The organism is Polyangiaceae bacterium, from assembly GCA_020633205.1.
In the GTDB taxonomy this organism is placed as follows: Bacteria; Myxococcota_A; Polyangia; order Polyangiales; family Polyangiaceae; genus JAHBVY01.
The window spans coordinates 607600-621712 of record JACKEB010000011.1 but is presented as its reverse complement, the minus strand read 5'-3'; the positions used below and the strand labels follow the sequence as shown (position 1 = coordinate 621712).

At 64.9% G+C, this 14113-nt stretch carries 7 protein-coding genes and 1 pseudogene; 4 read left to right on the top strand and 4 right to left on the bottom strand.

Annotated features, from left to right (window positions below; genetic code table 11):
* Nucleotides 1-703 precede the first annotated feature (703 nt).
* The 3 genes and pseudogenes from H6718_09240 (at nt 704) to H6718_09230 (ending at nt 6975) form a co-directional block, all read left to right on the top strand.
* Nucleotides 704-4474 (top strand): S8 family serine peptidase, encoded by a 3771-nt coding sequence (locus H6718_09240; GenBank protein MCB9585570.1) that lies wholly within the window; start codon nt 704-706, stop codon nt 4472-4474.
* A 149-nt stretch (nt 4475-4623) separates the two neighbouring features.
* Nucleotides 4624-5577 carry a response regulator gene (locus H6718_09235; GenBank protein ID MCB9585569.1) on the top strand — a complete coding sequence of 318 codons (954 nt, stop codon included), beginning with the start codon at nt 4624-4626 and terminating at the stop codon, nt 5575-5577.
* Between the two features lie 1278 nt (nt 5578-6855).
* Nucleotides 6856-6975, top strand: a pseudogene (locus H6718_09230) (PE-PGRS family protein).
* Between the two features lie 86 nt (nt 6976-7061).
* Here H6718_09230 and H6718_09225 read toward each other — a convergent pair.
* The 4 genes from H6718_09225 to H6718_09210 form a co-directional block, all read right to left on the bottom strand.
* On the bottom strand, nt 7062-9722 hold the full coding sequence (locus H6718_09225; protein MCB9585568.1) for a S8 family serine peptidase: 2661 nt from the start codon (nt 9720-9722) through the stop codon (nt 7062-7064).
* 348 nt (nt 9723-10070) lie between these two features.
* The gene (locus H6718_09220; GenBank protein ID MCB9585567.1) at nt 10071-11243 is read right to left on the bottom strand and encodes an MBL fold metallo-hydrolase; all 1173 of its coding nucleotides are present in this window, start codon (nt 11241-11243) and stop codon (nt 10071-10073) included.
* A 36-nt stretch (nt 11244-11279) separates the two neighbouring features.
* A complete protein-coding gene (locus tag H6718_09215) occupies nt 11280-13259 on the bottom strand; it encodes an ATP-dependent DNA helicase (protein ID MCB9585566.1) in 1980 nt (659 codons plus the stop codon).
* 189 nt (nt 13260-13448) lie between these two features.
* Nucleotides 13449-13790, bottom strand: a complete 342-nt coding sequence (locus H6718_09210) for a PilZ domain-containing protein (protein MCB9585565.1) — start codon at nt 13788-13790, stop codon at nt 13449-13451.
* Nucleotides 13791-13811: 21 nt separating this feature from the next.
* On the opposite strand from H6718_09210, the gene H6718_09205 reads away from it, so the two are divergent.
* Nucleotides 13812-13988 (top strand): hypothetical protein, encoded by a 177-nt coding sequence (locus H6718_09205; protein ID MCB9585564.1) that lies wholly within the window; start codon nt 13812-13814, stop codon nt 13986-13988.
* Nucleotides 13989-14113: the final 125 nt, after the last annotated feature.

Here is a 14113-nt window from a genome sequence, read left to right as displayed (position 1 = left end):
GAGATCTAGCTATTGAGGTTGCGATGCCGTTGAAGCGAGCCAGTAGCTCGCGCGGGTCTACGCAGTGACGGTCCTAACGCTCGAAAGTTCCGGCAGCTTTCGCTTATGACGCTCGGCCCACGTCTTGCGGTCCCCCTGCCCTCACGGGCTGCATCTGGCTCGAACTCTAGCAGCAGACCCGGACCTAAGCATTTTCATTTGATATTTCGCGAGCCTGGCAGCACTCATCGGTTCTTCCGCGGCTCCAAAAGGCCACGCCGAAGCCCAATCCTCAGGCGACCCCAGCCTACGCGCGGGAATTCGCAACCACCAAGCGGTCTCAGCCCGACGTCAGCCCCCACTGCTCATGCGAGCGGTGATGCCCACGACTTGGCGCGATGCGCGGGTTCGGGGGGTGAGGAGCGCCGCAGCCAACCGAGCGCACCCCGTGGCCGACCCAGGCAACTTTTCCCCTGTGGAAAACTCCCTAGGTCGACTGACCAACACACCTCCCCCCCAAATTCGCGCCTCGCCGCGATTGTCCAGCGTGGCTGGTGCCTCAACGTGTCTCAGCGGCGTGAGGATGGGGAACCCACGTCGAAAAAGCCTTTGTATGCACCGCAAACCGATGGGAAACCCGGGCCCGAACTTGGGTCGGGTAACGCGCCGCACGCGTTCGCGATGCGCGCACCCGACGAAATCCGCAGCTCAACGAAGAGATCCGATGCGCCGTATCCTGAATGCCCATTCCCGCCCCCTCGCACCTCGCTGGCTGTTGCTGGGAGGTGTCGCAGCGCTCGCGGCGACCACAAACAACGGCTGTAGTGCCGCCGGCGCCGAGCACCGCACGCATGGCACTCAGAGCGCAAACCTTGAGTGGCTCCCCGCGGCACCGCCTCGAGACCTAACCCACGCGCCCTTCTTGCTCGGTCATAGTGAGCCCGACCCGAATCGGATGGTGCAGGTGTACGTGCTGCTGAGCGAGCCTGCCCCAGCCGCATCGATTCCGCGAGGCATCGACCTCAAGTCGAATAGCTTCAACGCCCAGCGCTCCAAGCAGAGCTTCATGCGCCAGGCCGCGACGGTGAGGGCGCAACAAGACCGCGTGGTGCCCCAGCTACAAAGCTATGGCGCGGAGATCATTGCGCGCATCGGCAAGGTTGGAAACCGCGTTCACGTACGCATCGCCGCAAGTAAAGTGCGCGACCTGCAGCGTGTCGCCGAGGTCGTCGGCATCGCGCCCGTACCTTACTACAGCCGAAACCTCGCTTCTGCAGTGCCAGCAATTGGCGCACCGAAGGTCTGGGAACGCATCTCCCCGCTGGATGGCGATGGAATCACCATCGGCGTGATGGACTCCGGCATCGACTACACCCACGCGGACTTTGGCGGCACGGGAACCAGCGCCGCCTACAACGCCAACGACTCGGCGGTCATCGAAGCCAACAGTTTCCCCACGGCAAGGGTCGTCGGTGGAAAGGACTTCGCCGGTGACGCATATGACGGCAGCACGTCGCCGAAGCCTGATCCGGATCCTCTTGACTGCGCGCGCCAGGTCGGCGGCCGCATCTCAGGTGGACACGGCACCCACGTGGCCGGCATCGCCGCGGGCAATGGTGTGCTCAAAGACGGAAGCCCCTACACCGGTCCGTACAACGCGAGCCTCGATCCCAACGCCTTCGAGGTGTACCCGGGCGTGGCTCCCAAGGCGTCGCTCCACGCCATCCGCATCTTCGGCTGCGACGGCGGCACAACGCTCACGGCAAACGCCTACGACTACGCGATCGACCCGAATGGGGACGACGACCCCAGCGACCGACTGGATGTCTTGAACGCTTCGCTCGGCAGCGACTTCGGCCTCGGCGGTAGCAACGCGGCCTTGATCAAGAACCTGGTGCGCGGCGGGACCGTCTTCGTGGCCGCCGCCGGAAACGCGGGGAGTTCATACTTCATCGCCGGCCAACCCGCAGGCGTCGATCAAGCCCTGAGCGTCGCAGCGACGAGCGAGTCCGCCCTCCCTGAGCTCAAGGTCACGTCTCCTGCGAGCGTCGCTGGAAGCTACGCCGCGGTCTCGGGCGGCATCTCAGCACCTATCCCCACGGATACACCCATCAGCGGCAAGCTGGTACGCACCCAGCCGAGCAACGGCTGCGCCGACTACAGCAATGCTGCGGCGATATCCGGTAACATCGCGCTGATCGACCGCGGGAGCTGCACCTTCGAGGAGAAGCTGAGCCGTGCAGCCGCCGCGGGCGCCGTCGCGGCAGTCGTGGTGCAAAACAGCCCGGCGGAGCCGCCGTTCCCCATGGGTGGCGACAACCCAGTTGGCATCCCCGCGGTAATGATTGGCAACTCCGACGGCGGACTACTGAAGGGCGCGAGCAACGTCGAAGCGGACCTCTTGGCAGTCGAAGGTAAATCGCAGCTCTCGCCTTTCAGCTCCCGAGGACCGGAGTCGACGACCGGCGGGTTCAAGCCAGAGATCGCCGCGCCAGGCGGTGACATCAGGAGCGCTGGCGTAGGCAGCGGCTACAAGGGCGTGGTCAACTCGGGTACATCCATGGCCTCCCCCATGGCCGCCGGCGCGGCTGCGCTCGTGCGGCAAGCGCATCCGACGTGGCTCCCCACGGAAGTAAAATCCGCGATGATCAACACCGCGGCGCCTGCGTTCGTAAGCGGCATGCAGGCACCGGTGAGTCATGTCGGCGGTGGACGCGTGCAGGTCGACGCCGCGATCGATACGCAGGTAGTGGCCGCAGCCGAGCCCTCGGAAGGCTCCGGCATCGCGTTCGGCTTCTTGATCACGGAGAGCCCCACCACGAGCGCTCGCACCGTCCGCATCACGAACACGAGCAGCAGCAGCGTCGAGTTCGACGTCGCGTCCGAGCTGCAGTATCCCGTAGCCGGCGTCAGTGTCACCGCAAGCCAATCCAGCGTGAGCATCCCGGCGGGTGAGAGTTTTGACCTCGAGGTCGCGCTCACCTTCGACCCGACCCAGGTGACCACACTGGCGCCGGACCCGACGACCCCAACCACCGTGCGACTCGGCTCTGACGCCGAGTATGGGCGCCACTTCCTGATGGAAGCCGCTGGGCAAGTGAACCTGACCTCGAAGACGACGGGGCAACCGGACCTCCACGTGCCATTCAACGGCGCGGTGCGTCCTGCCGGCTCACGCAGCCTGGACTTCGGAACCTGCGGCGAGGGCAACACGCTGACGCTCGAGTCTGCGGGAGGGAACACGACGCCCGCACCGGTCACGGGAGTGTTTCAATTGGGCTTGAGCGAAGATCCCGAGACCACCCTCGATGCGAGCGATGACGTGATCGCGATTGGGGCGGCAACGGACCTGAAGTCGCGAGATTTCGCGGACGCCTCCGCGTTCATCGCCTTGGCGATTCGCGGCACGTGGACCACGCCTGCGCCGAACAGCTACGAGACGTTCTCATCCGGATCGCCTGGCAGATACGTGGTGCAAATCGACACCAACTTGGACAACAGCTACGACTACGAACTCGTCGCCCTGTCATTCAACGACGTGTTGATCTGCTATTCGATGTCCCGCACGGGGCAGCAGGGCGGTGGGCGGTTCTTGAACATCGTCCCGGCGGACGTGTTGAACACCAACGCCTACCTCAACAGCGTGCTGGTCTTCCCGGTGTTCCTGGATGACCTCGGCTTGACGGCGGAGAACGCGAAATTCCAGTATCGAGTCAGCTCGGTCACGGGCAGCATCATCAACCAGGGTGACACCACGCCTTGGGCGACCTTTGACGCCAATCACCCAGCGGTAGACGCCAGTCCCTATGGTCTCGACGGCCGGCCGCTGTTCAGTGGAGACGATGTGATCCGCGCCGACGTGGACCGCAACCAACCCGCCCAAGCGCTGATCCTCCACTTCGACAACATCGAGGGGCAGCGTGCCCAGGTGATCGACGTCCCGGCTCCTGGAACCGACGAGAGCAACCTGGTGCTGACCAGCAGCACAGTTGAGAAGGCGACTGCCGGCAGCAACGTACAGAGTCAGCTCACGATCGCCCACGTGGCGGCCGGCGGCTCCACGACACCTCGCCAGGTGAGCCTCAAGTTGGGGGTAAGCGGGCTATCACTGCTCGACGCCGTGCCCTCCGTTGGCAGCTGCAACGCCGCCGCCCGCACCTGCGATCTCGGGGAGCTCGCCCCCGGCGAGAGCGCCACCATCGACCTGACGCTGCGTGCTCTGGAAGGCGAGACGGAAGGCACTGTCACAGCCGAAATCGGCTCGGATGAAGGCTGCGGTGCCTCCGCTGATGATGACTCGATCAGCGACTCCGTCACGATCGAACAGCTCCAGGCCAGCGACCCGAACCAAGTCCCCGCGGTGTCTCCTGGCGGCGGAGGCTGCAGCTGTCGAACCGCACGGAACAGTTCCGCACCAAGCAACGCGGCGAGTTGGCTCGGCCTGGGCATCGGGCTTGCCTGGCTACGGCGTCGGCGTCAGCGCCGCACGGCTTGACCCACCACGACGGAGTCACGTCGACACTCGTGTGACTCCTCGCCGCCGACATCGACGCCATCATCAGCCAACTTTGTGGGGTTGACCGCTCATCCGCCGTGGACTCGAATACGCCACGACAGACGGTTCGCGGAGCAAAGGCGGAACAGATGACGGATTACACAGACAAGTTGGTGCTGGTTGCAGACGACGAGCCCGGCATGGTGGCGATGGTCGGCGGTTACTTGCGGAGCCAAGGCTTCCAAGTCATCGAAGCGTCCGACGGCGCGCAAGCCTGGGAGCTGGCTCACGAGCGGCTGCCCGACTTGGTGATCCTCGACGTGATGATGCCCGGCATGAGCGGCTGGGAAGTTTGCCGCAAGATCAAAGAAGCGGTGAGCCTGCACCACACCGGCGTGATCATGCTCACCGGCATCGGGGAGAATCTCAATGAGATGACGTCGCCGCTCTACGGAGCGGACGCATACCTCGACAAGCCGTTCGAGTTCGACGACCTGCAGAACCGCATCGAAGAGACGCTCAGCGCTCGCTTGGGTTCCCCCGCGGAACCGGAACCGGCGCCCGAAGCAAAGAAGCCCGCGAAGAAGCGCGCCAAGAAGGCGAGCCCGAACCAGGGCAAGCTGTTCGACGAAGCGTCAGCAGCCGACGATGCTCCGAGCGAAGCGGCGTCGGAACCCGCAGCCGAGGGTGTGGTCGCAAAGGCTGCCAAGGCAGCGAAGAAGGTCGCGAAGAAGGCAGCCAAGGCAGCGAAGAAGGTCGCGAAGGCCGCCAAGGAAGTGGCAGCCAAGGCAGCGGAGCAAGTGACCGAAGCCGCGACGCCCGCCGGGAAGCCGGCGAAGGCAGCGAAGAAAGCCGCCAAGAAGGCCAAGGCAGCCAAGCCTGCAAAGAAGGCAGCCAAGAAGGCAGCCAAGCCCGCAAAGAAGGCAGCCAAGAAGGCAGCCAAGAAGGCAGCCAAGCCCGCAAAGAAGGCGGCAAAGAAGGCAGCCAAGCCCGCAAAGAAGGCAGCCAAGAAGGCAGCCAAGGCATCCCCGACCAAGGCTCCGAGTAAGAAAGCTGCTAAACCTGCCAAGGCAAAGGGCGGGAAGGGCAAAGCGAAGAAGTAAGCAGCAGGCGCTGCTGCTCTCGCTTCACACACGGGAAAGGGCAGCGCCTCGATGAACGAGGACACACGTAGTCGGCAGCGTCGCGGCGCAAGCGCAACGGCGCAGGCAAGTCAGTCGGGGTGTACGCGGCGCCCCGTTCTACGTCGGACCTTGCTGGGGGCGAGCGCGCTAGCGCTCGCGCCGTTGCTTGCAAGTGGGTGTGGCTCCGGCCCGACTCCTGGCGGGGACCTCGATGAGCTACGACAGGCGCTCAGCCCGCAGGCGCGAAAAGACCGCGCCGCCCAAATCCGCGCGGCAGCGGAAGCGCGGGGCCTCTACAATGGTCTCTTGTTGGCGGGGATCGCGGACACCGAAACCGGCATGTCCCACTGTCACTCGGAGCTCACCTGGGCGTGCGAGGGTCCAAACAGCCCAGATTGTGGTGGTGGTCCAGTAGTCGCTGGTGCTGGCGATGGCCCGTGCTCGCTCAAGCAGGGTGGCCTCGGCATGTTCCAGTTCGACGCTGGCACTTACGACCAGACCCTCGCGCGCGAGGGGGATCGCATCCTGACCATCGCTGGGAACACCGACGCAGCGGTGGACTTCGTGATCAACATGGTCAAGCGCTCGGTCTACTTCACGGTGGACACCGACGACGACGCCATCAGCGTGATGAATCAGATCCGGCCTTGGAACGAGCTCTGGGACGCCTGGGTCAAGACCGTGACTCGCTACTACAACGGCTGCGTACCAGGCAGCTGCAGCGTATACGATCAGCGTTACGCCAACTACTCCAAGGGCGGGAGAGGTCTCCTCGCGGAAATGGGCGTCGACTTCTGGTATGGTCGTCAGCCGGCGTGCGAATCAATTGGCGCGGACCCCACGGTGCTCGATGAGCAAGGCTGGTGCTTCGGCGCGGGCGGCGACCCAGTGTACTGGCGCAACGAAGTTGCCGGCGCAGACGATCACCTCCTGTGGACGAACACCACCGACAACCTCGAGGTGTCGAACTACGCCAAGTGGTTCTTCTACTTCGATACTCCCGGCCTGTACGAGCTCGAGGTCTACACCGACTCCGGCTTCGCCGACTCTCAAGAGGCGCGCTACACCGTGGAGCACGACGGCAGCTACGAAAGCGTGATCCTCGACCAAACCGCGGCAGACGGCTGGCAATCCCTCGGCGAGTTCAGTTTCGGGGGTGAGGGAACACTGCAAGTCGACGACAACACCGGAGAGCCCTTGGACGGCTCCCAGCGCCTCGTCGCCGATGCCGTCCGCGTGACGCTGAAGCAAGCAGAAGGCGGAAGCGGCGGGGGAGGCACCGGTGGCTGCGGCTCGGTCGACTGCTCCGGAGGCGCCGGCGGGGACATCGGCGCGGGCGGTGCCGCCACGGGCGGCGCGGGCGGAACCGACGGCGCGCGCCCAGTGACGCGCACCGAGGAGGGCGCAGGCTGCAGTTGCCGCACGGTAACAGGCGGCGCTCGAGGCGACCTCAGCGCGTTCGGCTACTTCGCGTTGGGGCTCTGGTTCCTGCGCCGGCGCCGCGCCAAGTAGGCGAGGCCCGCCAGGGCCAACCACGCGGCGCCGGGGCTGTTGCTCTGTCCTGGTGTCGCGCAGCCGCAGCCACCGTCGTCGCCCCCGCCGCTGGCACCGCCTGAGGCGTTGCTATTGCCCGCTGCGCCGCCGCTCGCTTCGCCGCCGCTGCCTCCAGCACCGCCGGCGCCGCTCATCGGTTCGAGAGGAACCAACAGCACCGCCTCCGCAATGCGACCGCTCTCATTCCAGGCCTGCACCTTTAGGCGCAGCGGCTCGTTCGCTTGCACGAACTCGCGAGCGGCCGCGGCGCCGAGCGCGGTATCCCACGTGCCGTCGTAGCCTTCGTCCCAGCGCAACGTGATGCCAGCACCCGTGGCGACGGGAGTTACGGTGATCGTCTCACCTGGAGCAGCGCCCGCGGGCTCCGCGCTCAGCTCGATCTTGGGGGTGGCTCCGTCCAGCGGGATACCGAAGCTCCCAGCAGCGCTCAGGCGCCCAAAGCCGTAGTCCGCGTTTGGCACGCTGCCCGTCAACGAATCTACCTCTGCGCCGCTCCGCAGCGCTTCGATCGCCGCCGCGCCGGGTTGCCCTGCCTGAGCGAGTAGCACCGCGACCCCAGCAGCATGAGGGCCGGCACCACTGGTACCGCCGAAGATCATTTGACCTCCGTGCGGAATCACCGAGTAGCCAGGATACTGAGGGAAGATGTCGCCCTGGGGAGCTGCCACCCAGGGGTTGTCAGGGGCTGCTACATCGAGCACCTGTTCGCCGTCGATACGCGGACCACGCCCAGAGTACTCGCGGATTTCGCCTTGCGCCTCGTCACCGGCGCGCGCCCAGTCGCCTTCACTGGACAGGTGACTGGGAACGGCGCCCACGCCGACGCAGGTGGAAGCAACCGAGGGCACCGCGGCGGTGCTTGCGTCCGTTGCGATAGCCGGGTCCCAGGCGGTGTTGAGGGAGAAGCCAGCCTCGTCAGCCACGAAGCCGTGCACCGTGGCGGTCGCCCCAGGATCGCCCTGGATCTCCAGCACGTAGTCTCCAGCGCCGGGGCCGATCAGGTAGTTGTAGAACACGCGGGTGCCCGCGTCGGACACGTCGTCCCCGTATGAGTAGAGCCTCCCTCCGCCGTCCAGGTTAGCAGTGGCCGACAGCGGGTGGACCGCTCCGCCGGGCTCGCGCAGGCTGAGCACAACGTCGCTACCGCCGCGAACGTGCATCGTCAGATCGACGCTCTGGGTGTCGGTTGGGACGTTGAACTTCATCTCCCCCGTCGCTGTCGCGGCAACCTCGATCACTGCATGCTTGCGCGCGCCGCCGATGTTTCCGGTGGGGCAAATATTGACTACGCCGCTGGCGCTGGAGGTGTCGATGAGCTTGGACCACGGGTCACTGCCGTCCATTTCCATGCTCGTCCAAACAGAAGCCTCATGGAGCAACACGTCGGGCTCTTGAGACAGCGCCCAGACCACGGGGGCCGTGACGGAGTTGGAGATCCCGAAGGCCAGGACCAGCTCGGCGTCAGGCGCCACACCAACCCAGCGCCGACTTGGCAGCGCCACACCCCCTGCTGCAATGGAGAGCACGCCCGTCGCGTGCAGCGCGTCCGCGTAACCATACACTCCGTGAGTCAGATCGATGGGTGCCTGGCTCATGTCTATGCCCCGCTCGTAGACATGGTCGTGCTGGACGCCTTGGTAGTTAACCTTTGCGTAGAGCTTGCGAAACTTGCTCGTTCCCAGCCGCACGAAGCGCTCCGCCAGGCCGATCGAGCCATCGCTGTTCACGTCGTCCGGCACGAAGAGTGGCTCACCAAACGCCGGAACGTCCTCGGCAAAACCTGCGGCGGCACCGTGGTTGCGCTCCTTGTCTCCGTTCTCATCCAGGTACACCCAGTCCACGCTCGGGTCGAAGCCAGCGATGTGTACACCTCCGGCTTCATTGCCCGACGAGATGTTGATTGGAGCCGCTCGCAGCGGCTGCGCGACCTCTGTCGCATCAGCTTCGCCGTTCCGGTTCAGGTCGACGGCATCGACCCCGACGTCAAACGTGCCGTTCTCATTCACGTCGATCCAGTCGTAGTATCCCGCATCCCCACGGAAAAAATCCGGATGGAAGACGTCAGCCAATGTATCGACATCTGCGAGCACCATCCCGCTACCGGTCATCGCGCCCACCGCCGGACGTGCCCCCCTCACCCCCGCCAAGCCCAGCAGCGCCGCGGAGCGATCGAGGCTTGGTAGGCCGGGACGGAGTGCCGGGAGGATACGCCGAACAGAGTCGAGGCGCGCTACGTGGCCAAGCGCCTTGGCATCCGCCGTTACCACGATGAACTGGCGATACGTGAGCGGCTCTCCCTGGGCGCGCACAACGCGCACGCCGGAGGCCTCGAGCTCTGAGACGGCGCGAGACAATTCCGCACGAGAACTCGGCGGGCGTTCGAGTTCAACCAGCAGCTGCGGCGCTTCGCTGGTCGGCCGAATGGCACCCAGACTCACCGGTGACAGCCGGAGCTCGAGAGAGCGCAACACCTGAGGGGGCAGCTTGCTAGAGAGCTTTGGCGCGGCGCTGAGGGCGGGACTGGCGAGCAAGAAGGCGGTGCTGAGCAGGGTCAGGCAACGAATGCGCATCGCTTGCTTATGGCAGTGCTCGCTGCGATTTCACAGCGCTTCGAAAACTACGCGAATAGCGTTAGATCGCTAACGCTCGGAGCCTTCCCAAAAGGCGAACGCCGCTCAGAGAATGGGTTCCGCGAGGTATGAGTGCGGATGGCCGATTCGGAACATCCAACGCTTTTCCGCGCCTAATTGTTGCGTGTCCTCGTGTCCCGACGAGCGAAACGAGCGGTTGGCTGCGACCGGCGCGAATATATGCACACCCGAGGCGCGGCTCCGCTCAGCAACCCTTCCAATTTCGTGCCAACCGGCTCTCCCGCGAAGGTGGCGGAGCGCGCGCGTGCGGCGGGCCATTCCGCTACGTCAAGTTGGGCTCATTCCGGCGTGGAACAACGGCACCGGACCAGGGTCCGTTTGCAGTAGATCGCGCACGTAGCTCTCAGGGGGCATCTCCAGCAAGCGGAAGTGGATCTGCCGCGTGTGCATGTCCTCATCGAGCTCCAGGTAGCCCTCATCCGCCAGGGTGCACAACATGCCAAAGACATGGCTCGGCGTGGACACGGGGTGTGCGCCAGCGCTGGGGATGTACGGGTTCAAGTCGCAAGCACGGAAAGGCTCTTCGCGACTCCCTCGCGATTTATCCGCCAGGAAATCATCAAGAAAGGCACGGTAGATGCCTTCGAAGTAGCGCTCAGCAAACTGTACCCACGCCAGGGGCTCAGTCACGGCGAAGCGCCCATGAGGTGGCAGTACGGCCCTGACGCGGTGCCGCGAGAAAAACACTCGCAGGTGGCGGATGGTGCGCAGGTAGCGTTCGTACGCCATGCTGTAGCTTTGCCCCCCGACGGTGAAGATGGGGATCACGAAGTCCCAGCTCTCCGGCGCCTCGGGTCGCCCAGTGCAGATGATGGTGTCTCCAGGGACGGCGACGCCCAGCGCGGAGTCGAAGTACAGCACGCAGTCCTGGGAGTGCCCTGGAGTCGGTACCGCGAGGATACCATCAGGCACCTCGCCATGGTCGACGAAGCGCAGCGCCCGCTTCGGCGTGCGCGTGAAGTAACCACGAAAGCGCTTGCGCAGCGCGTTCTCGATCATCTCCTGATCGCTCAGCGTGTTGTACTCGCGGAGCCCCCAGTGGCAGCGCGAGAGGAAGATTTCGTACGTCTCGTGGAGGAAGCTCGGGGTGGGGTGAGTCAGGCTGCGAAAAGCCGCAGAATGCAGGTAGATCGGTGCGCGATCCTCAGCCTCGCGACCAAAGCCTGCGATCACGCCTGCGCTCCCGGCGTGATCCCCGTGGCAATGCGTTACGAGCAGCGCGTCTAGCTTCTTGACCCCGCGCTCAGCCAGCAGGCCCTGGGTGGCTTCGATGATCTCGGGTCGCGAGGCGCTCGCCTCGAACTGAAACGTCAGCCCGCCCACCCGGCGCAGCACCAGGTTGATCATCTTCGGACTCGGATAGCCGCTCGGCACCGAGAGGATCGAGAGCTCCTTGTCGACTCCAAGCTCCTTCAGCGCCTGATTGAATGGCTTGAGCATGCCGCACGATTACCCCGCACCACGGCGAGGGCAAGCTCAGGCGCCGGAGTCTGCCGCAGCGTCGTTCCAGAACCGACGCACCTCATCCAAGTCCCCGGTGCGACGGGCAGGAGGAAGCGCCGAGAGCAGCTTGCTGCCATAGCCTTTCTTCGTCGCTCGCTCATCGAGTAGTGCAACGATGCCGCGGTCGGTTCGCGTGCGGATCAAGCGCCCGAAGCCTTGCTTGAGAGTGATCGCTGCACCGGGAACGTGGAGTTCCATGAAGCTGTTGCGTCCCTCTGCTTCGAGGGCGTTGCTGCGAGCACGCACGATGGGATCGCTCGGAACGGCGAACGGGATCTTTTCCAAGACCACCAAGCGCAGCGCTTCACCCGGCACATCCACGCCCTCCCAGAAGCTCATGGTGGCGACCAGGACTTGGTTCTTCGCCGCCTTGAAACGACTGAGCAGGCTGGCCTTCGGCGCCTCGCCCTGGAGCATCACGCGGCCAGCGCCAATGCGGCTCAGCAGCCCGCGGTGGATCGTGCGCATCGAGCGCAGCGAGGTCGTGAGTACGAAGGCTCCACCGCCGGTCAGTTCGCACAGCGCGTGCACCCGCTCCACCACTTGGTGCAGAAACCTTGGATCGCGAGGATCGGGCAAATCGTTGGGGGTGTAGAGCAACGCCATGCGCTCGAAGTCGAAGGGTGACCGCACGATCAGCTCATCGACTTGAATCGAGTCGTCACCAAGGCCCACTCGCGAGCGCAAGTACGCGAGCTCAGGCAGGCCAGGGCTACGCTGGTCGCCTTCACCTTTTCCACTCTTCGAGCTGCCAACGCTGGCCAACGTGGCGCTGGTCATTATTACCGCGGGGATAGACTCGAAGATGCGCTGCTTGAGCACCGGCGCGACATCGACCGGCGCCGCGGATAGCCGCGGAGTCTTCGCGCTGACATCCACCCAGGTCACCCTGCCGGGGCCGCCTTCGATCACCGAAGCCAGATCTTCACGTAGCCCACGGCCCTTGCGAGACAACACCTCACAGGCGTCCGCCAGGCGTCCCCAGTTGCTCGCGCCGCCAGCTTCGGCCTGCTCACCGGTCTCCTCTGCAAAGCCGCTGAAGGCTTCTAGGGAGGCGTCCAGGCTATGCCAACGCTGCTCGAGCTCGCCGCGCCACACGTCTGGGTCCACTGTGGTGCGGCCTTCTTCTCCACGGAAACGCTGCACGAGCTCGGAGAAGAAGTTCTCTGAGCTCGCGCTCAGGCGATCCGTGAGGCGCCTGGCGTGCTCACCGGTGCCGCCGCGCGCGAGCAACGGCAGCTCACTACCTGTGGCAACCAGCATGCGCTCGGCGTCTCGCAGCAGTGAGTCGACCCGCCCTCTCGAGACGCTCACCCCAAAGAAGTTCGTCGCAATGTCCTCGATTTGGTGCGCCTCGTCGAAGATCACCGCGTCGTAGTCCGGCAACACGCGCCCCGGGTGAGGCCCCCGCAGCGCAAGGTCCGCGAAGAACAGGTGATGGTTGACGATCACCACGCGCGCCGATTCCGCCTCACGCTTCATGCGAGTCACGAAGCATTCGTCGTAATGCTCGCACCCGACGCCGATCCGCGTGTCGCTCGACGAGGTGACTTCGCGCCAGATCGGATCGCTCTCTTGCAGCGCAACCAGCTCGGAGATGTCGCCCGTCTCGGTGTCGGGAACCCAACGCTGCAGGCTGTTGAGCGCCAAAGCGTAGCCGGGACGCAAGCCTTCCGCAGAGTCCTTGAACTCGCGCAGGCGCCGCATGCACACGTAGTTCGCGAGTCCTTTCATCACGGAAACGCGCGGCTGGACGCCGAGCGCCCGCGCCACGAGGGGCACGTCCTTGTAGGCGATTTGATCCTGGAGCGCGCGCGTCGCCGTGGAGATGATCACCTTGCGACCGCTGGCCAGCGCGGGCACCAAGTAGGCCAAGGTCTTCCCGGTGCCCGTCCCCGCTTCACACAGCAGCACGCGGTCTTCCGCGAGCGCGCGCTCGACGGCTGTGGCCATCTCCAGCTGTCCGCTCCGCGACTCGTACGATCCGAGTGCCGTCGCGAACGGACCGCCAGGGCCGAGCAACTCCGCCGCAGCGGGCCAGCCGGTGTTGGGGTGGCTACTCACCGACGCAGACTTACCCGCTCCGGGTGACGCAGGGCAGTTCAATCAGAGGGCAGCTCAAACGCACCCCGCCGCCAGGCGTCACTCCATCGCAGGCGGCGGTTGACTCGGCGGAACCGAGCCCTCCACGTCGAGGAACTGCACACCGACGATTTGTCCATCGGCCAGTTCCTTGATCCACACCACGCGCGCCGGATGCAAAGGTTCCGCTTCGTCACCCACCTGAACTTCGAGCTCGTCCCCTTCAGCCAACGGGTCCTCGACGATGATGCGCACGCCGCCGCGACTCACGTTGAGAGTCCAACCCGTGATCTCTTCATTGCCGCGTCGCAGCAACACGCGCTCCGAGGCCTCTCGCCGAGCACCGCCGGACGAACGTCGAGCCTTGTGAGTTCCTGAATCAGCGTCGGTGGGGTCGCTCACGTTGCCTCGAACCATAGCAGAATGACCGGCCGCTCCGTCAGCACTCGTCTTGAGCGCGTCTCCGATCCAGCTGGCAATGCGGTGGAGCTCAGCACGCGGAGGAGCATCTACAGGTTCGAGCTCGCTGATCAGCACCTCGCGAACCGCTCGCAGGCGGGTGTGCGAGTCGCGAACTCGAGCGTCGCGAGCGCGTTGTGAGTCCGACGTGGGTGACTTGAATTGCGCCATAGGAAACCTCTCGGCAACCTCCACTTCTGCAAGTGGTGTGCCCCTCTGCCACAAATCGAGACAGGCTGGTCAGGTTTTTCACTGATGCTGTCGTG

What these genes read in the sequence shown, in the direction of transcription:
- H6718_09220 (MCB9585567.1), bottom strand. Translation starts at nt 11,243, where the DNA reads ATGCTCAAGCCATTCAATCAGGCGCTGAAGGAGCTTGGAGTCGACAAG.
- H6718_09205 (MCB9585564.1), top strand. Translation starts at nt 13,812, where the DNA reads ATGACCGGCCGCTCCGTCAGCACTCGTCTTGAGCGCGTCTCCGATCCA.
- H6718_09235 (MCB9585569.1), top strand. Translation starts at nt 4,624, where the DNA reads ATGACGGATTACACAGACAAGTTGGTGCTGGTTGCAGACGACGAGCCC.
- H6718_09225 (MCB9585568.1), bottom strand. Translation starts at nt 9,722, where the DNA reads ATGCGCATTCGTTGCCTGACCCTGCTCAGCACCGCCTTCTTGCTCGCC.
- H6718_09215 (MCB9585566.1), bottom strand. Translation starts at nt 13,259, where the DNA reads ATGGCCACAGCCGTCGAGCGCGCGCTCGCGGAAGACCGCGTGCTGCTG.
- H6718_09240 (MCB9585570.1), top strand. Translation starts at nt 704, where the DNA reads ATGCGCCGTATCCTGAATGCCCATTCCCGCCCCCTCGCACCTCGCTGG.